General features: G+C 55.3%; 20 protein-coding genes and 1 pseudogene. 11 read left to right on the forward strand and 10 right to left on the reverse strand.

The window, feature by feature from the left end:
• Nucleotides 1-33: 33 nt before the first annotated feature.
• Both WJU16_RS24940 and pyrR read right to left on the reverse strand, forming a co-directional pair.
• Nucleotides 34-972, reverse strand: a complete 939-nt coding sequence (locus tag WJU16_RS24940; RefSeq protein WP_341836070.1) for an aspartate carbamoyltransferase catalytic subunit — start codon at nt 970-972, stop codon at nt 34-36.
• A gap of 11 nt (nt 973-983) precedes the next feature.
• Nucleotides 984-1,511 (reverse strand): bifunctional pyr operon transcriptional regulator/uracil phosphoribosyltransferase PyrR, encoded by a 528-nt coding sequence (gene pyrR, locus WJU16_RS24945; protein ID WP_341836071.1) that lies wholly within the window; start codon nt 1,509-1,511, stop codon nt 984-986.
• A 106-nt stretch (nt 1,512-1,617) separates the two neighbouring features.
• Between pyrR and WJU16_RS24950 the strand changes: the two genes are divergently transcribed.
• A complete protein-coding gene (locus WJU16_RS24950; protein ID WP_341836072.1) occupies nt 1,618-2,130 on the forward strand; it encodes a peroxiredoxin in 513 nt (170 codons plus the stop codon).
• Nucleotides 2,131-2,447: 317 nt separating this feature from the next.
• Here WJU16_RS24950 and pruA read toward each other — a convergent pair whose 3' ends face one another.
• Both pruA and prfB read right to left on the reverse strand, forming a co-directional pair.
• The gene (gene pruA, locus WJU16_RS24955; protein ID WP_341836073.1) at nt 2,448-4,079 is read right to left on the reverse strand and encodes an L-glutamate gamma-semialdehyde dehydrogenase; all 1,632 of its coding nucleotides are present in this window, start codon (nt 4,077-4,079) and stop codon (nt 2,448-2,450) included.
• 50 nt (nt 4,080-4,129) lie between these two features.
• A protein-coding gene (gene prfB, locus WJU16_RS24960) for a peptide chain release factor 2 (protein WP_341836074.1) occupies nt 4,130-5,225 on the reverse strand; the annotation gives its coding sequence in 2 pieces (ribosomal slippage) (nt 4,130-5,164 and nt 5,166-5,225; 1,095 coding nt in all).
• 108 nt (nt 5,226-5,333) lie between these two features.
• Between prfB and WJU16_RS24965 the strand changes: the two genes are divergently transcribed.
• Nucleotides 5,334-6,164, forward strand: a complete 831-nt coding sequence (locus WJU16_RS24965) for a hypothetical protein (RefSeq protein WP_341836075.1) — start codon at nt 5,334-5,336, stop codon at nt 6,162-6,164.
• Nucleotides 6,165-6,230: 66 nt separating this feature from the next.
• The gene (gene pgi / locus WJU16_RS24970) at nt 6,231-7,859 is read left to right on the forward strand and encodes a glucose-6-phosphate isomerase (protein ID WP_341836076.1); all 1,629 of its coding nucleotides are present in this window, start codon (nt 6,231-6,233) and stop codon (nt 7,857-7,859) included.
• 161 nt (nt 7,860-8,020) lie between these two features.
• Here the strand turns inward: pgi and WJU16_RS24975 are convergent, their stop codons facing one another.
• The 3 genes from WJU16_RS24975 to WJU16_RS24985 all read right to left on the reverse strand — a co-directional run bounded on the left by WJU16_RS24975 (nt 8,021) and on the right by WJU16_RS24985 (nt 11,472).
• Entirely contained in the window at nt 8,021-8,455 is a 435-nt protein-coding gene (locus WJU16_RS24975) for a DUF3276 family protein (protein ID WP_341836077.1), read from the reverse strand.
• A 164-nt stretch (nt 8,456-8,619) separates the two neighbouring features.
• Nucleotides 8,620-10,419: an ABC transporter ATP-binding protein gene (locus WJU16_RS24980; RefSeq protein WP_341836078.1), complete on the reverse strand. Its 1,800-nt coding sequence runs from the start codon at nt 10,417-10,419 to the stop codon at nt 8,620-8,622.
• A 120-nt stretch (nt 10,420-10,539) separates the two neighbouring features.
• Nucleotides 10,540-11,472 carry a phosphoribosylaminoimidazolesuccinocarboxamide synthase gene (locus tag WJU16_RS24985; protein ID WP_341836079.1) on the reverse strand — a complete coding sequence of 311 codons (933 nt, stop codon included), beginning with the start codon at nt 11,470-11,472 and terminating at the stop codon, nt 10,540-10,542.
• Nucleotides 11,473-11,553: 81 nt separating this feature from the next.
• Between WJU16_RS24985 and WJU16_RS24990 the strand changes: the two genes are divergently transcribed.
• Both WJU16_RS24990 and WJU16_RS24995 read left to right on the forward strand, forming a co-directional pair.
• Nucleotides 11,554-11,808: a hypothetical protein gene (locus tag WJU16_RS24990; RefSeq protein ID WP_341836080.1), complete on the forward strand. Its 255-nt coding sequence runs from the start codon at nt 11,554-11,556 to the stop codon at nt 11,806-11,808.
• Between the two features lie 2 nt (nt 11,809-11,810).
• A complete protein-coding gene (locus WJU16_RS24995; protein ID WP_341836081.1) occupies nt 11,811-12,482 on the forward strand; it encodes an MgtC/SapB family protein in 672 nt (223 codons plus the stop codon).
• Here WJU16_RS24995 and WJU16_RS25000 read toward each other — a convergent pair whose 3' ends face one another.
• Together WJU16_RS25000 and WJU16_RS25005 are read right to left on the reverse strand one after the other, a co-directional pair.
• A complete protein-coding gene (locus WJU16_RS25000; protein WP_341836082.1) occupies nt 12,483-13,382 on the reverse strand; it encodes an EamA family transporter in 900 nt (299 codons plus the stop codon).
• 47 nt (nt 13,383-13,429) lie between these two features.
• The gene (locus WJU16_RS25005; protein ID WP_341836083.1) at nt 13,430-15,049 is read right to left on the reverse strand and encodes a hypothetical protein; all 1,620 of its coding nucleotides are present in this window, start codon (nt 15,047-15,049) and stop codon (nt 13,430-13,432) included.
• 113 nt (nt 15,050-15,162) lie between these two features.
• Here WJU16_RS25005 and WJU16_RS25010 point away from each other — a divergent pair, with 113 nt between their 5' ends.
• The 6 genes and pseudogenes from WJU16_RS25010 (at nt 15,163) to WJU16_RS25035 (ending at nt 20,572) form a co-directional block, all read left to right on the forward strand.
• The gene (locus WJU16_RS25010) at nt 15,163-16,050 is read left to right on the forward strand and encodes a decaprenyl-phosphate phosphoribosyltransferase (RefSeq protein WP_341836084.1); all 888 of its coding nucleotides are present in this window, start codon (nt 15,163-15,165) and stop codon (nt 16,048-16,050) included.
• A complete protein-coding gene (locus WJU16_RS25015; protein WP_341836085.1) occupies nt 16,050-17,381 on the forward strand; it encodes an FAD-binding oxidoreductase in 1,332 nt (443 codons plus the stop codon). The genes WJU16_RS25010 and WJU16_RS25015 overlap by 1 nt, the downstream gene beginning before the upstream one ends.
• A gap of 37 nt (nt 17,382-17,418) precedes the next feature.
• Nucleotides 17,419-18,150 carry an SDR family oxidoreductase gene (locus WJU16_RS25020; protein ID WP_341836086.1) on the forward strand — a complete coding sequence of 244 codons (732 nt, stop codon included), beginning with the start codon at nt 17,419-17,421 and terminating at the stop codon, nt 18,148-18,150.
• Nucleotides 18,147-18,740: an HAD family hydrolase gene (locus tag WJU16_RS25025; RefSeq protein WP_341836087.1), complete on the forward strand. Its 594-nt coding sequence runs from the start codon at nt 18,147-18,149 to the stop codon at nt 18,738-18,740. The genes WJU16_RS25020 and WJU16_RS25025 overlap by 4 nt, the downstream gene beginning before the upstream one ends.
• Before the next feature lie 171 nt (nt 18,741-18,911).
• Nucleotides 18,912-20,287, forward strand: a pseudogene (locus tag WJU16_RS25030) (ABC transporter ATP-binding protein); the annotation flags it as partial.
• Nucleotides 20,288-20,302: 15 nt separating this feature from the next.
• Entirely contained in the window at nt 20,303-20,572 is a 270-nt protein-coding gene (locus tag WJU16_RS25035) for a hypothetical protein (protein WP_341838694.1), read from the forward strand.
• A gap of 1 nt (nt 20,573) precedes the next feature.
• Here WJU16_RS25035 and WJU16_RS25040 read toward each other — a convergent pair whose 3' ends face one another.
• A complete protein-coding gene (locus WJU16_RS25040) occupies nt 20,574-21,329 on the reverse strand; it encodes a LytTR family DNA-binding domain-containing protein (RefSeq protein ID WP_341836088.1) in 756 nt (251 codons plus the stop codon).
• Between the last annotated feature and the right edge of the window lie 8 nt (nt 21,330-21,337).

Raw genomic sequence — 21,337 nt, forward strand, 5'->3', positions numbered from 1 at the left:
CCGGGAGCTTCGAAGAATATTTCTTTTGATGGATCAATTCTCTTTTCGGGCGAGCAGGTACAATACCGCCATGCGCGTCGCCACACCGTTTTCTACCTGGTCGAGGATGATGCTTTGCCCCGAATCCGCCACATCGGAACTGAGTTCCACGCCGCGGTTGATGGGCCCGGGGTGCATGATCACAATCTCCTTGCCCAGGCTGTCCAGCAGCTTGCGGTTGACGCCGTAGGCGAGGGAATATTCCCGCAGGGTCGAGAAAAGCGGCATGTTTTGGCGTTCCAGCTGGATGCGGAGCACGTTGGCCACGTCCGCCCATTTGAGCGTTTCCTTAATATCGTAGGAAACGTTCACGTCGAGCGCTTTGGCGATGTGCTTGGGAATGAGCGTGGGCGGACCTACAACGGTTACCTCCGCGCCCAGTTTCTTCAGGCAGTAAATGTTGGAAAGCGCCACGCGGGAGTGCATGATATCGCCGCAGATGGCGATTTTCTTGCCTTCTACGCTACCAAGCTTCTCCCGGATGGAAAACGCGTCGAGCAGGGCTTGCGTGGGGTGTTCGTTGATGCCGTCTCCGGCGTTGACGATGGGTACGTTGATGTGCTTGGCGAGGAAGTGGGGCGCCCCCGTGGCCGAGTGCCGCATCACCACCATATCCACTTTCATGGACAGGATGTTGTTGACAGTATCGATGAGGGTTTCGCCTTTGGAAACAGACGATCCGGAAGCCGAGAAATTCATCACGTCGGCGCCAAGGCGCTTCTCCGCCAGCTCAAAAGAGAGCCGCGTGCGTGTTGAGTTCTCGAAAAATACATTGACGATGGTGGTATCCCGTAAAGTGGGCACTTTCTTGATCGGGCGCTGCAATACTTCCTTGAATTGATCAGCCGTTTGAAAGACGAGTTCTATATCCTGACGCGTCAGGTCACGTATACCCAGCAGATGTTTAACAGACAGTGACATTCTAAGGTGCAAATATATGGGTTTTATGCTATCAGCACAACTTCGTCTTTACCATCGCGTTCGTTCCACAAAACTTTTACGCGCTCGGTGATAATCGCGTCGATCGTGCGGCCCGTATAATCAGGCTGTATCGGCAGCTCACGGCTAAACCGGCGGTCTACCAGCACGCACAGTTCCACCTTCGCCGGACGGCCGAAATCCAACATGGCGTCCATCGCCGAACGGATCGTACGGCCAGTATACAGCACATCGTCGATAAGGATCACTTTTTTATCGTCGATGGAAAATGCGATATCGGTTTCGTTGGGAACATGCAGGTTGCCGCTCTTGTAGTCGTCGCGGTAAAAAGTGATGTCCAGCTTGCCGTAGGGGATATTGGCGGAGGGCACCAGCGCCTGTAAATGACGGTAGATGCGGTCCGACAAAAAGATGCCCCTGGGCTGAAGCCCTATCACCACGGTATCGTGGAAGTCGAGATGGTTCTCCACCAATTGGTGGCTCAGCCTTTCGATCGTGATCGCCAGTTGCCGGTCTGTCAGAATTGATTTCAAATCAGGTGAAATTTAAAAGTCAAAAGTAAGGATGAAGGACCGGAATAAAAAATGATTGCCGGAGCGGACCATTGCCGTACATTTGAAGGGTAAATCGCATCCGGTCATGAAAATCTTAAAAACCATGCTCATTACCTTGTCGCTGTTCGGCCTCTTTTCCGATACCTCGGGCCAGATCAAAACGGGCGAAACCGTGCCCGACTTCTCCCTGCAGGATCAGGACAACCACACCTTCCGCCTGTCCGAAGCCCTGGCCAAAGGCCCGGTGGTGGTGTATTTCTATCCGAAAGACGATACGCCGGGCTGTACCAAGGAGGCCTGCTCCTTCCGCGACAGCTTCGCCGCCTTTACCGACGCCGGCGCGCAGGTAATCGGCATCAGCTCCGACGATGTGGCTTCCCACAAGAAATTCGCCCTGAAACATAACCTCCCCTTCACGCTGCTGGCCGACGAAAAAAACGAGGTCCGCAAGTTGTTCGGTGTACCCAAAACCATGATGCTCCCCGGCCGTGTTACATATGTACTCGACCGTAAGGGAACCATCGTGCACCAGTTCAACTCCATGACGCAGGCTACCCAGCACGTGGAAGAAGCCCTGGCGGCGATAAGGAAACTGTAATTGCTACACCTTACGGAATTTGGTAAAAAGCGCCCTGTACGGGGCGCTTTTTTGTCTCAATACCCCCCTGCCCGCCATGCAATTACCGGCTAATGGTCATTAATCAGATTATGTAGGACAATTTAAAAGCTTGTATTTCAGGAAGCTATGAGCAATCCTTCAATCATCCTTCAAGCTTGTTCAATGCTGGATTAGGTTTGAGGGTGGTTAATTATAGGATGGCTGAACGATGGTAGAAGGATGGCAGTAGAATTGACGTCAAAAAAACAAAAAAGCCGCTCCGGATGGAGCGGCTTTTCGCGTAAGATATTTGCCTGTTATGCTTCTTTGATGAAGGGATAACGATAATCCGTGGGGGAAACGAGGGTTTCTTTCACGGTGCGGGCGCTGAGCCAGCGATACAGGTTCAGCATGGAGCCGGCCTTGTCGTTGGTGCCGGAAGCGCGGGCGCCGCCGAAGGGCTGCTGCCCTACTACCGCGCCGGTGGGCTTATCGTTGAGGTAGAAGTTACCTGCCGCGTTCACCAGTTTTTGGGTGGCGAGGTCGAGCGCGTAGCGGTCCTGCGCGAAAACGGCGCCGGTGAGGGCGTATTCGCTGGTACCGTTCACCAGTTCGATGGCTTCTTCAAATTTATCCGCGTCGTATGTGTAGATGGTGAGCACAGGCCCGAAGATCTCTTCGCACATGGTCACGTACTTCGGATCGGTGGTTTCGATGACGGTGGGCTCGATGAAGTAACCTTCCGTTTTCGCGTAGTTGCCGCCGGCGATGATTTTCGCCTTGGGATCCTTCTTCGCGTTCTCGATATACGCTGCGATCTTGTCGAACGAGCGCTCGTCGATCACGGCGTTGATGAAGTTGGTGAAATCTTCGGTGGTGCCCATTTTCATGGTCTTCAGCTCGGCAGCCAGCTTCGTCTTGATCTCTTCGGCGATATTGCTGGGGAGGTAAGCGCGGGAAGCTGCGGAACATTTCTGGCCCTGGAACTCGAAAGCGCCGCGGGCAAGGCCTGTTACCACTGCGTCGGGATCGGCGGATTTATGCGCAAGCACAAAGTCCTTGCCGCCGGTTTCGCCCACGATGCGGGGATAGGTTTTGTATTTGGAAATGTTGTTGCCGATGGTTTTCCACATGGTCTGGAAAACGCCGGTGGAACCGGTGAAGTGGATACCTGCGAAATCGGGATGCGCGAAGCATACGTCTCCGATGGTGGGGCCGTCGGCATATACCAGGTTGATCACGCCTGCGGGCAGGCCGGCTTCGATGAGCACTTTCATGAAGAAGCTGGCGTGGTATACCGCGGTATTGGCGGGCTTCCAAACCACTACGTTACCGCACATGGCGGCGGAAGTAGGCAGGTTGCCGCCGATGGCGGAGAAGTTGAAAGGCGTTACCGCGAGCACGAATCCTTCGAGCGGGCGATACTCCAGCCTGTTATGAACGCCGGGCGAGCTGATGGGCTGCTGGCGGTAGATTTCGGAAAGGAAATGCACGTTGAAGCGGAGGAAGTCGATCAGCTCGCATGCGGAGTCGATCTCTGCCTGGTAGGCGTTCTTGCTCTGCCCCAGCATGGTAGCGGCGTTGGTATGCGCGCGGTACTTGGTGGCGAGCAGCTCGGCCGCTTTCAGGAAGATGGCCGCGCGTTGTTCCCAGGGCGTATCCGCCCATTGCTGGCGCGCTGCGAGCGCAGCGGCGATAGCGTCTTTCACATGGCTGGCGTCTCCCGCATGGAAGTGCCCCAGTTTATGCTTGATTTCGTGTGGAGGACGAATATCCACCGTTTTACCGGTGCGGACTTCCTGGCCGCCGATGTACATGGGAATGTCCATCTCAACGGCCTTGAACGCGGCCAGCTGTTTTTTCAATGCTGCTTTCTCGGGGGTGCCGGGACCGTAAGATAGAACCGGCTCGTTGGTTGGTGCTGCAAAGTCAAAATAAGCATTGTGCATGGCTTAGATTGTTGTTTCGGTTATCAATATTGTTCACTTCAGGCCTGGTGTCAGCCTTTTTCGTCTTCTTTCTGCATCATCAGGTACGCTTTGATGAAACCGTCCAGCTCTCCGTCCATGACCGGGCCTACGTTGCCGACTTCGAAATCGGTGCGGTGGTCTTTGATCATTTTATAAGGATGGAAAACGTACGACCGGATCTGCGAGCCCCACTCAATTTTGCGCTTGTTGGCGTTGGTGGCGTTCTTCAGTTCCTCGCGGCGGCGGATCTCCTCTTCGTACAGGCGGGATTTCAGCATGGTGAGCGCCTTTTCACGGTTCTCGCCCTGCGTACGGGCCTGCTGGCATTCGATGATAATGCCCGAAGGGATGTGCTTCAAACGCACCGCGGTTTCCACCTTGTTCACGTTCTGACCGCCCTTACCACCCGAACGGTAAAATTCCCATTCCAGGTCGGCCGGGTTCACGGTCACTTCAATCGTATCGTCCACCAACGGGTAAACAAACACGGAAGCGAACGAAGTGTGACGCCTTGCGTTGGAGTCGAACGGCGAAATACGCACCAGGCGGTGCACGCCGCTTTCGGCTTTGAGGAGGCCGTAGGCAAAGTCCCCGTCGAACTCGAGGGTGGCGGATTTGATACCCGCACCGTCGCCGTACTGCACGTCGATCTCGCTGACTTTCCAGCCCTGCTTTTCGCCGTACATCCGGTACATCCGCAATAACATCTCGGCCCAGTCCTGGCTTTCGGTACCGCCCGCTCCCGAATTGATCGTGAGCACGGCCGGCATCTCGTCTTCCGGCTGGTTCAGGGTGGATTTGAACTCCAGTTCGTCCAGCGCCTGCAAGGCGGCGGCATATGCCTGGTTCACTTCCTCTTCCGTAGCCTCCCCTTCCTTCTGGAAGTCGAGTAAAACGGAACAGTCCTCGATCGACGATTTAACGCCGTCATGGAGGTCTACCCAAAACTTGTTAACCTTGATTTCCTTGAGGATGGCGGTCGCCCTTTCGTTGTCGTCCCAGAAACCGGGAGCAAGGGTCATTTGCTTATCATTTTCGATTTTGTCTATACGGTCCTGGACGTTAAAGAAAACCTCCCAGGACATACAAACGGTCCCTCATATGTTTCAGTTGCTCTGTTGTCATAAGTCCGCAAAGATAAATTATTATTAACGAAATACGAAAATGGAATTCGATGACTAATCAATTCATTTTTAATGTGTAAATTCAGATTGGAAAAATTTTTGTGCGAGCATGTCATCAAATGAAACCCGTATGGAAACCCGCATGAGCATACCGCATTTCCGGCAGCAGGCTTTTTTCAATCTGATTGCGCTGCTGGTGGTGATTGGCGTCAACATTATGGCGAATACCGCCACGCTGAACGGCCACACTACCGGAGAGGTGTCGGACATGTACCCGAACCTCTTCACCCCCGCCGGCATCACCTTCAGTATCTGGAGCGTGATTTACCTCGGGCTGCTGGCTTTCGCCGGTTACCAGCTGTGGATTGCCTTCGCGCCGGGCCGCGAAGGCGAGCTCACCTCGCTGATGGTGCGCATGGGCCCGTGGTTCCTGCTCAACTGCCTCGGCAACGCCTGTTGGCTGTTCGCGTGGCATTATGAACTGATCGGGATTTCGCTGCTGCTCATGATTTTCATCCTTTACACCCTCGTCCGCATCCACGCCCGCTTCCGGATCGCCGATCCCAAAGCCCCCCTGGCCGAAAAAACCTTCCTCTTCTTCCCGTTCGGCGTATACTTCGGATGGATCACCATCGCCCTGTTCGCCAACCTCACCATCTGGGGCCTCGCCATGGGCTGGAACGTTTACGGCGTGGGGGGCGTCTATTGGACCCTACTTTGCATGATCCTCGGCACCCTCGCCGCCCTCCTCATGGTTTTCCGGTTCAATAATATCTGGTACGGCCTCACCGGCATCTGGGCCTACTACGGCATCATCCTCAAGCGCGACGCCGTCGCCAGTCCCGACTCCCCTCCCATCGTGGCCGCCGGCACCATCATCATGGCCGTGCTCGCGTTGTCGATCCTCATGCAACTGTTGCGAAAACGGCCCCTCGTCTGATAAAACCTGCGCAACTATCAATCCCGATGTGTATTTTTGACGCATTGAAAATTTAAAGCCCTTATCATGTTTCCATCCGTACAGCCCGACGCTACTGAAGCCTGGCAAGACCTACTCGCCCACGCAGGAATGATGGGCATCACCCAGTTGCGCGACCTCTTCGCCGAAGACCCCGACCGTTTCCGGAAGTTCTCCCTGCGGCTGGACGATATCCTGTTCGACTATTCCAAAAACATCATAACCGAGGGCACGATGCAGCTGCTGCAGGACCTCGCCCGCGAATGCCAGGTGGAGGAAGCCCGCAAAGCCATGTTCGCCGGCGAAAAGATCAACGCCACCGAAGGCCGCGCCGTGCTCCACACCGCGCTCCGCAACCTTTCCGGCACACCCGTGCTGCTCGACGGTAAAGACGTGATGCCCGAAGTGAACGCGGTGCTCGCGCAAATGGAAGATTGCTGCAACCGCATCCATTCCGGCGCCTGGAAAGGCTTTTCCGGCAAGAAAATCAAATACATCGTCAACATCGGCATCGGCGGCTCCGACCTCGGCCCCGTGATGGTGACGGAAGGCCTGAAACCCTACTGGGTGGAAGGCATCCAGCCTTACTTCGTGTCGAATGTAGACGGTACCCACATCGTGGAAACCCTCAAAAAGGTGACCGCCGACGAAACGCTGTTCCTCATCGCGTCCAAAACTTTCACCACGCAGGAAACCATGACCAACGCGCATACCGCGCGCGCGTGGTTCCTGGCCAACGGTGGTTCTGAACATGATATCGCGCTGCACTTCGCGGCGCTGTCGACCAACGAGAAAGCCGTGACCGCTTTCGGCATCGATCCGAAGAACATGTTCGCATTCTGGGATTGGGTGGGGGGCCGTTATTCCCTGTGGTCCGCCATCGGCTTGTCGATCGCGCTGACAGTGGGTTACGGCAATTTCCGCGAGCTGCTGGGCGGCGCGCATGCGGCGGACGAGCACTTCAGAAACGCACCGGCGGAAGAGAATATTCCCATGATCATGGCGCTCCTGGGCCTGTGGTACGGCAACTTCTTCGATACGGCGTCGGAAGCCATACTCCCCTACGACCAGTACATGCACCGTTTCGCTGCATATTTCCAGCAGGGGAATATGGAAAGCAATGGCAAATGTGTGGCCCGCAACGGGCAGTCGGTGGAGTGGCAAACGGGCCCCATCGTATGGGGTGAGCCCGGTACCAATGGTCAGCATGCGTTTTACCAGCTGATCCACCAGGGAACGAAGCTGATCCCCTGCGATTTCATCGCACCGGCCATCAGCCACAACCCTGTGGGCGATCACCACAACAAACTGCTCTCTAACTTCTTCGCACAAACGGAGGCGCTCATGAATGGCAAGACCGAGGAAGAAGTACGTGCGGAAGGCACGCCCGAAAGCCTGGTGCCTTTCAAGGTATTCACGGGCAACCGGCCTACGAATTCTTTCCTCGTCAAAAAAATCACCCCGCGCACGCTGGGGATGCTGACGGCGCTGTATGAGCATAAAATCTTCGTGCAGGGCGTGATCTGGAACATTTACTCGTTCGATCAGTGGGGCGTGGAACTGGGCAAGCAACTGGCCAATCAAATCCTCCCCGAACTGGGCGGAAACGAGGAAATCTCTTCCCACGACGCTTCCACCAACGGGCTCATCAATGCTTTCAAGGAAATGCGCAAATAAACCGCTTTTATCGACTTTCGAATGGCCGCCGGTATCATTGCCGGCGGCTTTTCTTTTATGCCGGGAAATAGCGGGGAACGGGCGTTACGGGCATAAAAAAACCTCCGCACTGCGGAGGTTTTTAAATTCTTTATCGTTGACAGGGAGAAAAGAAAAAGAAATTACCATTTGTCTACGTCTTCGGAAGACGGGGCCGGTGCTTCGGCTGCTTCGGCAGCTGCCGCGGCTACTTCGGAACGAACGGCGGCTACGGCATCGTTTGCGTCGCTGTCCTGTTCGTCTTCACGAGCGTCGGAGTAGTCGTGGTTATATGCATCAAAATCGAAGTCGGGCATCAACTCGGTTTTTACGTAGTTGATGGTTTCCGTCAGGGCATTGAGGAACTTGTTGAAGTCTTCTTTGTACAGGAATACTTTATGCCTGTCGTAACCGTTGTCGTTGAAACGTTTTTTACTTTCCGTGATAGTGAGAAAGTAATCGTTGCCACGCGTCGTTTTTACATCAAAGAAATAAGTTCTCCTTTTGCCCGCTTTCAATCGCTTGGAAAAGATGCTGTCGTTGTTTCTTTCCTGTTGATTGTTGTTTTCGTACGCCACAGTTGATAGATTTAAGTGTTAACGAATCAAATCCTGTTTGAGTGATCAATAATCAACAAATATACTATTGTTTTACAAATATCAAAATATTTTTAAATGATTTTCAAAAATCATCTTATATTCCGCGCAGGAGGGCATTACAGCTATTTACAACTATGTGAAAATTATTCACTTACACGCTCTTCTTCTCCTGTCTGCTGGCGGGCGTAAAGCTCTGCGTAATAGCCGTTTTTCGCCATTAATTCTTCATGGGTCCCCGATTCCGCGATCCTCCCTTCGTCGAGCACGATGATTTTATCGAATGTGAACAGCGAAAAAATGCGGTGCGTGATGATGATGGCGGTCTTGTCTTTCAGGTATGCATACAGATTCCCGATGATTTCTTTTTCTGTCCGCGCGTCCACGGCCGACAGGCAATCATCGAACAGCAGGATGTTGGGCTTGCGGATCAGCGCCCTGGCGATCGAAACGCGCTGTTTCTGGCCGCCGCTGAGGGTTACGCCCCGCTCCCCCACCACCGTCTGGAACCCCTCGGGGAAACCCAGGATGTCCTTTTCCACGGAGGCCTGGCGGGCTGCCTGCTGCACGGCGTCGTCGTTGGCGCCGGGCTCGCCGAAACGGATATTGCCCGCGATGGTATCGGAAAACAGGAACACGTCCTGCGGTACGTAGGAGATCTGGTCGCGGAGGTTGTGCAGCGTCAGCTGGCGGACGTCGTGCCCATCTACCAGGATGGCGCCTTCCTGCGGATCGTACATCCGCAGCAACAGCTGCGCCATGGTGGTTTTGCCCGATCCTGTGCGGCCGATCACCGCGATCTTTTCGCCGGGCCGGATATGCAGGTTGAAATCCTTCAGCGCCGTTATCCCCGTATGCGGATAGGTGAAATTCACGCCGGAGAAGCGGATCTCCCCTTTGAGCGTTACATCGTTTTGCGCCGCCGGCGCATCTTTGATCTGCGGTTCGAGGAGCAGGAATTCATTGATCCGCTGCTGCGATGCAGCCGCCCGCTGTATCATCGATGCCACCCAGCCGATGCTGAAGAACGGGAACGTCAGCATGTTCACGTACAAAACGAACTCCGCGAGGTTGCCGACTGTAATATTCCCCTTGATCACCTGCATGCCGCCGATGAAAATCGTCAGTATCACGCTCAGCCCGATCATGAGCGCCATGGCCGGCTGGTACAGCGCGTCGGTTTTGGCGAGGCTGATGCTGCTCTGCTTGTAAGCCTCGCTGGCTTCCTCGAAATGCCCCGCCGACGCGTCTTCCTGCACATACGATTTAATCACGCGAATGCCGGAATAATTCTCCTGCGCCACGGATGTGATGTTGGACAACTGCGCCTGGATGCGCTCGCTTTTCTTATGGATGATACGGTTGACGAAGTAGATCGTTATCGCCAGGATGGGCAGCGGGCTGAGGGTGTAGAGCGTGAGCATGGGGTTCACGGCCCACATGAGCCAGATGATCATTATCATCATGATGAGCGTGCGCGTGGCGTACATGAGCGCCGGCCCCACGTACATGCGGACCCTGCTCACGTCTTCGGTGATCCGGCTCATGAGGTCGCCGGTGCGGTTAAGCTTGAAGAACTGGAGATCCATGCGCTGGTATTGCTGGTAGATCTCGTTCTTCAGGTCGTATTCGATATACCGGCTCATGACGATGAGCGTTTGCCTTTGCAGGTACATGAAAAAGCCGCTGAGCAGGGCCAGGCCGAGGATGGACAGGCCGTAGAACATGAGCGTTTGGCTGAAAACTGCGCGGAAGGCGCCTTTCAGGCTCGTGTCGCTCAGCATGCGGTAGCTTTTCAGGTTTTGCTCCAGCAGGTCGAAGATCTGGCGGACCAGGATGGGCTGGAAAACGCTGAATACGATGGAAACCGACGTGAAGAGCATCCCGAGCAGGAAGCGCCATTTATACTTGACGAAGTACTTGTTTAAAGCTGCGAGGTGTTTCATAAAGCTATACAAATGTAGCAATTGCGGTTGATTTTGCCGCTGCCGGAGCAATCGCCCACCTGCAGGCAGTCTAGGGCAGCCGAAAAGAAAAAGGAGCAACTTGCGTTGCTCCTTTTTGTATTAACCCAGTTTGGAAAGCGTGTCGAGAATGATCTTCTCCTGGTCTTCCTTGCTGACGTCTTCTTTCTTGAATTGCTGGCCGGTAATGTTTTCGAACAGCTCGATGTAACGCTCGGTTACGCTGTTGACGAATGCGTCGGTCATTTCCGGCACCTGCTGGCCTTCTTTGCCCTGGAAACCGTTTTCCATCAGCCATTCGCGTACAAACTCCTTGCTGAGCTGCTTTTGCTGCTCGCCGGCTTTCTGCTTCTCTTCGTAGCCTTCGGCGTAGAAGAAACGGGAAGAGTCCGGGGTGTGGATTTCGTCGATCAGGTAAATGGTGTCGCCGATTTTGCCGAATTCATACTTGGTGTCTACCAGGATGAGACCGCGTTTGGCAGCCAGCTCGCGCCCGCGTTGGAACAGGGCGAGCGTGTATTGCTCCAGTTTCTCGTAGTCTTCCCTGCTCACCAGGCCCTGGGCGATGATTTCCTCGCGGGAAATATCTTCGTCGTGGCCTTCATGGGCTTTGGTGGTGGGGGTGATGATAGGGGAAGCGAAGAAATCGTTCTCCTTCAGACCGTCGGGCATCGTTACGCCGCACAGCTCGCGCTTGCCGCTTTTGTAAGTACGCCAGGCATGGCCGGTCAGGTTGCCGCGCACGACCATTTCCACGGGGAAGGTCTCGCACTTCAGGCCCACGGTAGCGTTGGGCAGGGGGACGGATTTCACCCAGTTGGGAACGATGTCTTTCGTAGCGTCGAGCATAATGGCCGCGATCTGGTTCAGCACCTGCCCTTTATAAGGGATCGGGCGGGGCAGCACCACGTCGAACGCCGAAATACGGTCGCTCACAAACATCACCATCCATTTGTCTTCGATGGTATACACGTCGCGTACCTTACCTTTGTAGAAGGCCGTCTGGTTCGGAAACTTAAATGCAGATTCTAACATTCCGGAATATTTTAATAGATTACCTGTTTGAAAGTGCTGCAAAAATAGGCCAGTCGGGATTAAAAAATCAAAGCATTTTTTATGGACAGCCAAAATTCCGTTTATCAACCGATCGATTGCAACTATTACGACCGCCTCGAAGCCTGGGCCACCCTCCGGGAACCCGTGCTGCTGGAGTTCCTGGGAAGCGACGGCCAGCCGCAGACCGAAACAGCCGTAATCCGCGACCTCTATGTCCGGAATAAGGCAGAATTTTTGCTGACGGAGGCAGGCAGGGAGCTGCGGCTCGACCGTCTCATGGCCGTCAACCATCTACCCGTTCCCAAAACTTGTTGAAAATGACAGGATTTCATATCGAATACGCAATGATCATCAAACTGGCCGTGGCCATGCTGGCCGGTTTCCTGCTGGGGCTGGAAAGGGAAATCCAGCGTAAAGCCGCCGGCGTCCGCACCATCACGCTCATCTGCATGAGCTCGGCCCTGTTTTCCATCCTCAGCATCCATTTCGGCGGGATGGTATCGGGCGACCGCATCGCTTCCAACATCCTGACGGGCGTCGGCTTTATCGGCGCGGGCGTGATATTCAGGGGCGGGTTTACGATAGACGGCATCACCACCGCCGCGGTGATCTGGATCTCCGCCGCCATCGGGATGGCCGTTGGCGTCGGGAAATACGACCTGGCGGCGTTCGCCGTGTTTTTTACGCTGTTTACGCTCTGGGGTTTCTCCTATTTTGAGCGCATCATCATGAAGGAAAGGGAAAGAAAATACTACGCGATCCAGTATTGGGAAAGAAAACTCAGCCCGGAAGCGCTCGACGCGCTCTTCCACGCCCACCACCTCAAATCGCTCGGCATCTCCACCACCAAATCCACCGACGAGGCCGGCCGGATCATTTATGAAGGGAAATACGAGCTGATGGGCACTTCCGCCCGGCTCAAAGCCGTGAACGACACGCTCCTCGCCCATGCGGACGTGATCCAGTTCGAAGTGGAGCTGGCCAAATAATTACTTCTTCCTTAATGTCATCAGGATCACCCCCGCAATAACGACCGCCGATCCCAGGATGGCATGCGGGGCAAGTGTTTCTTTGAGGAACACCCAGCCCAGGATCACCGCCACCACCGGGTTTACATAGGCATACGTCGCCGAAACCTGCGGCGGGGCGTTGTTTACCAGCCAGCTGAAGGCCGTATAGCCCACCAGCGAGCCGAAGACCACCAGGTAGCCGATGGCCAGCCAGGTGCGGGTCGTCATCTCCCCCACTTTATGCCAGTCGCCCTGTTCCAGGATTACGCTCATCAGCGCCGTCACCACGATGCCCGACAGCATTTGAATGGCGGATGAAGTGAGCTGGGGCGGCGTTTCCAGCCGCGGGCTCAGCAGCGAGCCCAGCGCCCAGGAGATGGAGCCTGCCGTCAAAACCGCTACGGGCCACAGCGGATAAGTGCGTACCACGTTGTCGGGGTGCATGAGGTAAAAAGGATCGAAAATGCAGAAAAGCCCGGCGAACCCCATAACCAGGCCCCATAATGTCAGGGTGGATGGCCTTTTTTTACTGAAAAACAGCCAGTCGAGCCCGATAAACCACGCGGGCAATGCCGCGATGAACAGCGCCACGAGGCTTGAGGGCATGTACACCAGGGCGAAAGCGACCGTACTGTTTCCGATCCCGATCAGGAGTATGCCCAGGATGGAAGCGTTTTTCAACTCTTCGCGGCTGGGCCGGTGCTTTTCCACCGCATACCCGATCCCGAGCATGAGGCTGCCGGCCAGTATGAAGCGGAGGACGGATAACAAAAATGGCGGAAGTACTTCCGTGGCGATTTTCACACCCAGGTAGGTGGAGCCCCAGAGGATGTATACGAGCCCTAATGCCAGGAACATCCTGGAACGTTGTTGTTGCATGGTTTTTCTTTTCCGGCGGTGCCGGGTGCAAAGCTACGCTTCCCGGATCACCTTACAAATACCTCGATATACGCGTTCGTGGGCCGGCGCGGCGCATGGAACGAGTCGATCTGGCGGTAATTGCGTTTCAGCTCTTCGCGCAACGCCCAGGGAAAGAAGTTGTTGAGCGTGGGCGCGTATTCATATAAGACCAGGTCGTAGTGTTTGGAGCGGATTTTTTCGGTATACGCCGCGAGCTGCCGGTTGAACATCCCCACGCCCAGGTGGTGCCACATCGGGATATCCATGCCTGTTTCCTGCGTATAGCCAATGGCGTGGTCGAGCGGGGTGAGCTCGGTAAGGTTGAGCACTTTGGCGTTTTTCCCTTTCTTCACTTCCGGCAGGGCCATGATCCGGTCGATCCCCGCTACGGTGGAGGGCGGCATGTACACTTTGTGGAATTCGGGGAGGGAAGAGAAGGTCCACTCGCTGGTAGGGACGTCAGTTGTATCCAGGTTCACCATGAAGTTATGCCGGTTCACGACGTTTTCCGCGCCGGGAACTACGGCGGCCGTAGCCGGCGGGTTCAGGTGCGACAGGATGCGGGCGATGTATTTGTAATAGGAAGCCGACCACCAGAGCAATACCGCCGCGGCGGCAACGATAAACGGTTTGAGGTTTTCGAGCCGGATGGCGGTGAGGCTGCAGATGCGGGTGAGAATGAACGCGATGGCGAACGCGTGGAAGAAGATGTTGTTATCCGGCGGCGTGTAGCTGGTAACCTGGAACAGCGCGGCTTCGGTGAGGATGCCGATCGTCAGCAGCAGGAACAGCATAAGGCCGCGGTTGTTCCACAATTCGCGGGGCTTTTTCAGCTCGGGCAGCATGAGGATCACGATGATGGCGAAATAGAATTTCAGCCATTGGGATTCTATCAGCAGTACGTCGAAGATATCCATGAGCGATAGCCGCGACGAATGCGGCGGCTGCCCGTGGTTGAACCAGTATCCGAAACCATATTGCGCCGCGGGAACGATGAAAAGGCAGGCTACCAGCAGGTAACTGCCCATAAACCCGGCCAGCTCCTGCCAGCGGCGGGCGTTGAGGCTATGATATCCCAGGATCGCCAGGGCAAGCAGTAGGGCCAGTCCGCCGCCGTCCTGCTTCGTGAAGAAGCTGAGGAACGTGAAAGCCCCCGCGAAAAAGAGCGCGGGCCACTTCCAGCGGCCCTCTCCAAGCCCGCGGAACAGGAACGCCAGCCCCACAAGCTGGTAAATGATCACGGTATTATTGTACCAGGGCCAGAAATTCACGAAAGAATAAGATAAAACGAACACCAGTACCGACAGCAACCTCACGCCCGGGGCCACACGCATCTGCTGCAGGATGTACCGGAAACTGAGCCCGCCCACGATGTTGAGGAAAATCTGCGCCTTCACCAGCGAGATCAGCTGCGGCCCGAACAACTTGAAAAACATGGCCGGAACGAGCCAATACCCATATCCCAACGGCAATCCGAAGTCTTTATAAGGCACCTGCCCTTCCGACAAACGGTACGCCCCTTCCCAGGAAAGGAAAATATTGACACGGTATGGAAATGTGGCGAAAAGCGGAACTAGTGCCAGTCCAACAATCAGTAAACATTCTAAAACCATTGCCCGGCGCGGGGTCAGGAAGGGATTGGACATGTTGGGGAAGTATTTCTGGGTAAAGGTAATATTTGCGGAATACAAATTTAAGGTGCCAAAGGTAGCACAATTCCTGATAAACATTGTATTTTGCGCCTTAATTGTCTATCCCCGTGCAATACTTAAAACTACTGCGTCCGAAACACTGGGCCAAAAACCTCTTCCTTTTTATCCCCCTCTTCTTTGCAGGTGAGATATTTCAAATGGAAAAGCTCAAGATACTGGGCCTGGCCTTCGTTTGTTTTTCCCTCGTTGCCAGCAGTATCTATGTCATTAACGACTATATGGATATCGAGGCCGACAGGGCGCACCCGAAGAAAAAGAGCCGTCCCCTCGCCTCCGGCGCCGTATCGCCTTCGGCGGGGCTGGCCGTTTTCGTGCTCACGGTGCTCCTCGGGTTCGGGCTGGCCTACTTCATCAGCTACAAGTTCATGTTCGTGCTGGGCATTTACTTCCTGCTGAACCTCGGCTATTCCTTCGGCCTCAAAAACATTTCCATCCTCGACATCCTCATCCTCGCCTCCGGCTTCGTGCTGCGCGTGAAGGCAGGCGGCGTGGCCGGCGATGTGGCCATTTCCGAATGGCTGAATATCATGGTGTTTCTGCTGGCCGTGTTTATGGCCTTCGCCAAACGGCGCGACGATGTGCTGCACAAGCTCGAATCGGGGAAAGATCTCCGGAAAGCGTCCAAAGGATATAACCTTGACTTCCTGAACGCCTCCCTGGCGCTCGTTTCGGCGGTGATCATCGTGGCGTACCTCATGTATACCATGGCGCCCGAAACCATGGCGCACTTCAACACCTACCGCCTCTACTATACCAGCATTTTTGTTATTGCCGGATTATTGCGATATTTGCAAATAACTTATGTCGACAACGACACAGGTTCTCCCACCAAAATCCTATACAAAGACCGCTTTATTCAATTAACCATTCTCCTGTGGATTCTAAGCTTTTATGTGATCATTTATTTACCGACGAATAAAAGTTTTTTTGAATAATGCGAAAAAACATAGCAAACTGGGGCAATTATCCGGTACTGGATTGTGAAGAAGTATCCTTCTCCATGGAGGAACAGCTTGCGCAATACGTGGATGCCCATGATAACGTGATCGCCCGGGGCAATGGCCGTTGTTACGGCGACGCCTCGCTGGGCGAGCATAGTATTTCCACCCTGCGCTACGACAAGGCGCTGCAGTTCGACGAGCAGCAGGGGATTTTCGAATGCCAGTCGGGCCTCACGCTCGACCAGATCCTCGATATCATCGTACCGCGCGGATGGTTCCTGCCCGTTACCCCCGGCACCAAGTTCATCACCATCGGCGGCGCCGTAGCTTCCGACGTGCATGGCAAGAACCACCATTCCGAAGGTTCCTTCAGCAATCATATCATTTCGATGAATGTGCTCACCGGCAAAGGCCCCGTAACCTGTTCTCCCGAAACGGAGCCCGATTTGTTCTGGGCCACCTGCGGCGGGATGGGGCTTACCGGCGTGATCACCACCGTTACCTTCCGGTTGAAGAAAATCGAAACGGCGTATATCCGGCAAAAGCAGATCAAGGCGAAAAACCTGGACGAGGTGCTGCAGTTGTTCGAAGAACATAAACATTACACCTACTCCATGGCCTGGATCGATTGCCTGCAAAAGGGTGATTCCTTTGGCCGAAGCATCCTCATCACAGGCGAGCACGCCACGCTGGAACAGCTACCCGCCAAAGCCGCGCAGGCGCCGCTCACGCTGCCGAAGAAAATGAAGCTGACCCTGCCGTTCAATCTGCCGGGGTTCGTGCTGAACAACTTCACCGTCAAACTTTTCAACGCGCTGTACTATGCCAAGAATACTAAGCGCGTGATCGAGAATACGGTGCCTTACGAACCCTTCTTCTATCCGCTCGACGCCATCCTGCATTGGAACCGCGGGTATGGGAAAGACGGATTCGTGCAGTACCAGTTTGTATTGCCGATGGATAAGAAAGACGGGCTGGTGGCGATTCTGCAAAAGATCAGCGATAAAGGCTGGGGCTCCTTCCTGGCGGTGCTGAAAACTTTCGGGCCGCAGGACGATCTCATCTCATTCCCCATGGAAGGATATACGCTGGCGCTGGACTTCCCGGTGCGGGACGGGCTTTTCCCCTTCCTCGATGAGCTGGATGCACTGGTGCTGCAATACGGCGGCCGTTTGTACCTGACGAAAGACGCGCGGATGAAGGAAAGTGTTTTCTGGGACAGTTACCCCAACGCGCAGCGGTTCCACCAGATCGTGAAGGAATGGAACCCGAACGGGAAATTCCGTTCCGCGCAATCCGACAGACTTAACATTCAATTCGCTTAAAAAATACCCCGGGCCTTTGCCGGCCCAACCGAATGATATGCCTACTGTTCTCATTCTGGGCGCCGGATCCGATATGGCCGTAGCCCTTGCCCGCCGCTATGCCGCCGCCGGCCACACCCTGCAACTGGCAGCCCGTAACCCCGGCCAGCTGCGGTCCCTGGAACAAGACCTGCGCATCCGCCACCGGATCGCGGCTACCGTGCACGCTTTCGACGCGCTCGATTTTGATTCCCACGCCGCTTTCTATCAATCCCTCCCCACTCCGCCCGATATCGTCATCTGTGTTTTCGGTTACCTGGGCAGCCAGGAAAAAGGGCAGGCCGACTGGAAGGAAGCGTCCCGGATTTTGCATACTAACTTTACCGGCGCGGTTTCTATCTTAAATATCGTGGCGGAAGACATGGCTTCCCGCGGCAAAGGGACGATCATCGGCATCAGTTCCGTAGCCGGCGACCGCGGCCGGATGAGCAATTATCTCTACGGCAGCGCCAAGGCAGGTTTCACGGCGTATCTTTCCGGCCTGCGCAACCGCCTCTGGCATAGCGGCGCGCATGTAATGACGGTGGAGCCGGGTTTTGTGGCCACGCAGATGACCCAGCACCTGAAACTCCCGCCCTTGCTCACGGCGCAGCCCGACCAGGTGGCGGCTGATATTTTCAAAGCGGCGGAGAACAAAAAGAATGTGTTGTATACCAAATGGTTCTGGAAATATATCATGTTGATCATCAAAAACGTTCCTGAGCCTATTTTCAAAAAGAAAAAACTGTGAAGCAAGCGATCGCCTTTTTCGATTTCGATGGTACCATTACCCGTAACGACACCCTTTTTGAGATCATCCGGTTTCAGAAGGGAGCCGTGGCGCTGTATGCGGGAATGGCGGTGCTGTCGCCCCTGCTGGTCATGTTCAAACTGAAGATGATCAGCAACCAGCGGATGAAGGAGATTGTTTTGCGGTTTTTCTTTAAAAACACGCCTTTGGCGGAATTCCAGGATAGATGTGACGCCTTCTGCCGGGATCGCCTACCCTCCCTGTTGCGCCCCCGCGCCGTGAATGCCATCGCCTGGCACCAGTCGGAAGGGCATACCGTATATATTGTCACTGCATCCGCAGAAAACTGGGTGCGCCCCTGGGCGGAAACCCTCGGCGTGCCGGTGCTGGGATCGCGCCTGCGGGTCGAAAACGGGCGGGTTACCGGGTTGCTGGAAGGCAAAAACTGCAACGGCGACGAAAAGGTCTGCCGGATCCGGGAGGCCGTGAAACTGACGCCCTACCAGGCGATTTACGCTTATGGCGACAGCAGCGGCGACAAGGAAATGCTGGACCTCGCCCAGCACAAGGGATTCCGGGAATTTGAATAATCATACAATATTTGCCGCCCCCGGCCGTCTTCACCATCAGGAAATAGTTAATTTCATAGTATGGAGGAACAGCAAAAGCGTGCAAAGCTCTCATTTGAAGGCATCCGGAAGGCATCCCGATTATACCAATACGCCAAACCTTACCGCTGGCAATTCGCTGTGGGGCTGGTCATGCTTCTTTTATCGAGCGCCACCAGCCTGGCATTCCCCAAATTGCTGGGCGATCTCATCAACGTAGGCCAGGCCGGGGAGCTGCACCTTCATATCAACCGCATCGGGCTGATGCTGGTGGCCGTTCTCGCCCTTCAATCCATTTTTTCCTTTTTCCGTATACAGATTTTCGTTTCCGTAACGGAAAAAACCGTGGCCGCCTTGCGGCAAGCCACCTACGCGCACCTTATCCGCCTGCCCATGAAATTTTTCTCGGAAAGGCGCGTCGGGGAGCTGAACAGCCGTATTTCCTCGGATATTTCCCAATTGCAGGATCTTTTCACCACCACGCTGGCGGAGTTTCTCCGGCAGGTGCTCACCATCGTGGGCGGTATCGTGCTGCTGGCGTATACTTCCTGGAAGCTGACGCTGTTCATGCTGGCCATCCTCCCGGCCATTTGCATTCTGGCGGTGGTATTCGGCAAGTTCATCCGCCGTTTCAGCAAGCAGGTGCAGGGGCAGATTGCGGATTCTAATACGATCGTGGAAGAAACGCTGCAGGGTATTTACAACGTGAAAGCCTTCGCCAACGAATACTTCGAAATCGGCCGCTACCGCGCCAAAACCAATGAGGTCGTGAAAACCGGGATCAAATCGGGCATGTACCAGGGAATGTTCGTGTCGTTCCTCATCTTCGGGCTCTTCGGCGCCATGGTGGCCGTTATCTGGAAGGGCGTCCTCATGATCGGGCCGGATTTCCCCGTAGGCAGCTTATTTTCCTTCGTGTTGTATTCCGGTTTTATCGGCGGATCGATATCCGGCCTGGCGGAGATCTTCACCCGCGTCCAGCGTGCGCTCGGCGCTTCTGAGCACCTGCTGGAAATCCTCGACGAACCGGAGGAAGATATCCGGCTCCTCCCTCCCGCCGCCCGCCAGCCGCACTTCCGCGGCGAAATCCGCTTCCAGCACGTCGGGTTCCAATATCCTTCGAGAAAAGACATACCCGTACTGAGCGACGTCAGCTTCCACGCCGAGCCCGGCTGGCAGGTGGCCCTCGTGGGGCCGAGCGGCGCGGGCAAATCCACCATCGTCAACCTGCTGCTGCGCTTTTACGACCCCGCGGCCGGACATATCTACATCGACGGCCAGGACACCCGCGAATACGACCTTTCCCTCCTCCGCTCCCAGATGGCCGTGGTGCCGCAGGACGTGTTCCTGTTCGGGGGCACCATCCGCGAAAACATCGCCTACGGCGACCCCTCCGCCACCGAATCCGCCATCATGGAAGCCGCGCGCCAGGCTAACGCCTGGGAATTCATCCGCCAGTTCCCCGAAGGCCTCGATACCATCGTGGGCGAACGCGGCGTACAGCTCTCGGGGGGCAGCGCCAGCGCATCGCCATTGCCCGCGCTGTGCTGAAGAACCCCCGCATCCTCATCCTCGACGAAGCCACCTCCGCCCTCGATTCCGAATCGGAGAAACTCGTGCAGGAAGCGCTCGAAAAACTCATGGAAGGCCGAACCTCCATCGTCATCGCCCACCGCCTGAGCACCGTGCGCCGGGCCGATATGATCCTGGTGCTCGACAAAGGCCAGGTGGCCGAGGCCGGCACCCACGAAGAGCTGATGCGCCGTTCGGAAGGGTTGTACCGCGGCCTCAGCGAACTGCAATTCTCCAATTGATTTACCCGAACCAGGTGCGGAAAGCGGCGGCTTTGTCTTTGCTCACCGTCACTTCCGGCGCCTTGCCGGCTTTGAAATGCAGCGTAAGGCGGGAGCTTTCATCTGTTTTGAAACCCGCGAGGAACGCGCGATGGGCAATGAACTGCCGGTTGGCGCGATAGCAATGCTGCGGGTCGAGCAGTTCTTCTATCTCATCGAGCGAACGGAAATCCGCCACCCAGTTGCGCCCGTCGGCATGGTGCAGCCGGATCACCTCACTTTTGGAAAACCCCACGATCTCCGATAACGGGAATACAAACACGTTTTTACCGGATTGCACGGTAAAACTGCTTTTATACCGCGAAGCTTGTTGCTGGTTATGCACGAACCGCAACAGTTCCCGGATGTATTGCGGACTGGCGTACTTCTCCCGCAAAGACGCGTATTTGCGGAATGCGGCAGCCAGCTCTTCCCGGTCAACGGGTTTGAGGAGATAATCGATGCTGTTGACTTTGAAAGCCCGGATCGCGTACTGGTCGTAGGCCGTCGTGAAAATAACGGGGATGGCGGGTTGCAGGTGCGGGAATAGGTCGAGGCTGATGCCGTCGGACAACTGAATGTCGGCCAATATGAGGTCGGGCATGGGGTCGAGCTTCCACAGCGCTTCGCGGAGGCTGGCCACCGGGCCGGTGATCTCCCATTCCGGTTCAAGTGCGCGGACCAGCTGGATGAGGTGCGCGGCTACGAGGGGCTCGTCTTCCAAAATCAATACATTCATCTTTCCGT

This window comes from Chitinophaga pollutisoli, assembly GCF_038396755.1.
GTDB classification, from domain to species: domain Bacteria; phylum Bacteroidota; class Bacteroidia; order Chitinophagales; family Chitinophagaceae; genus Chitinophaga; species Chitinophaga pollutisoli.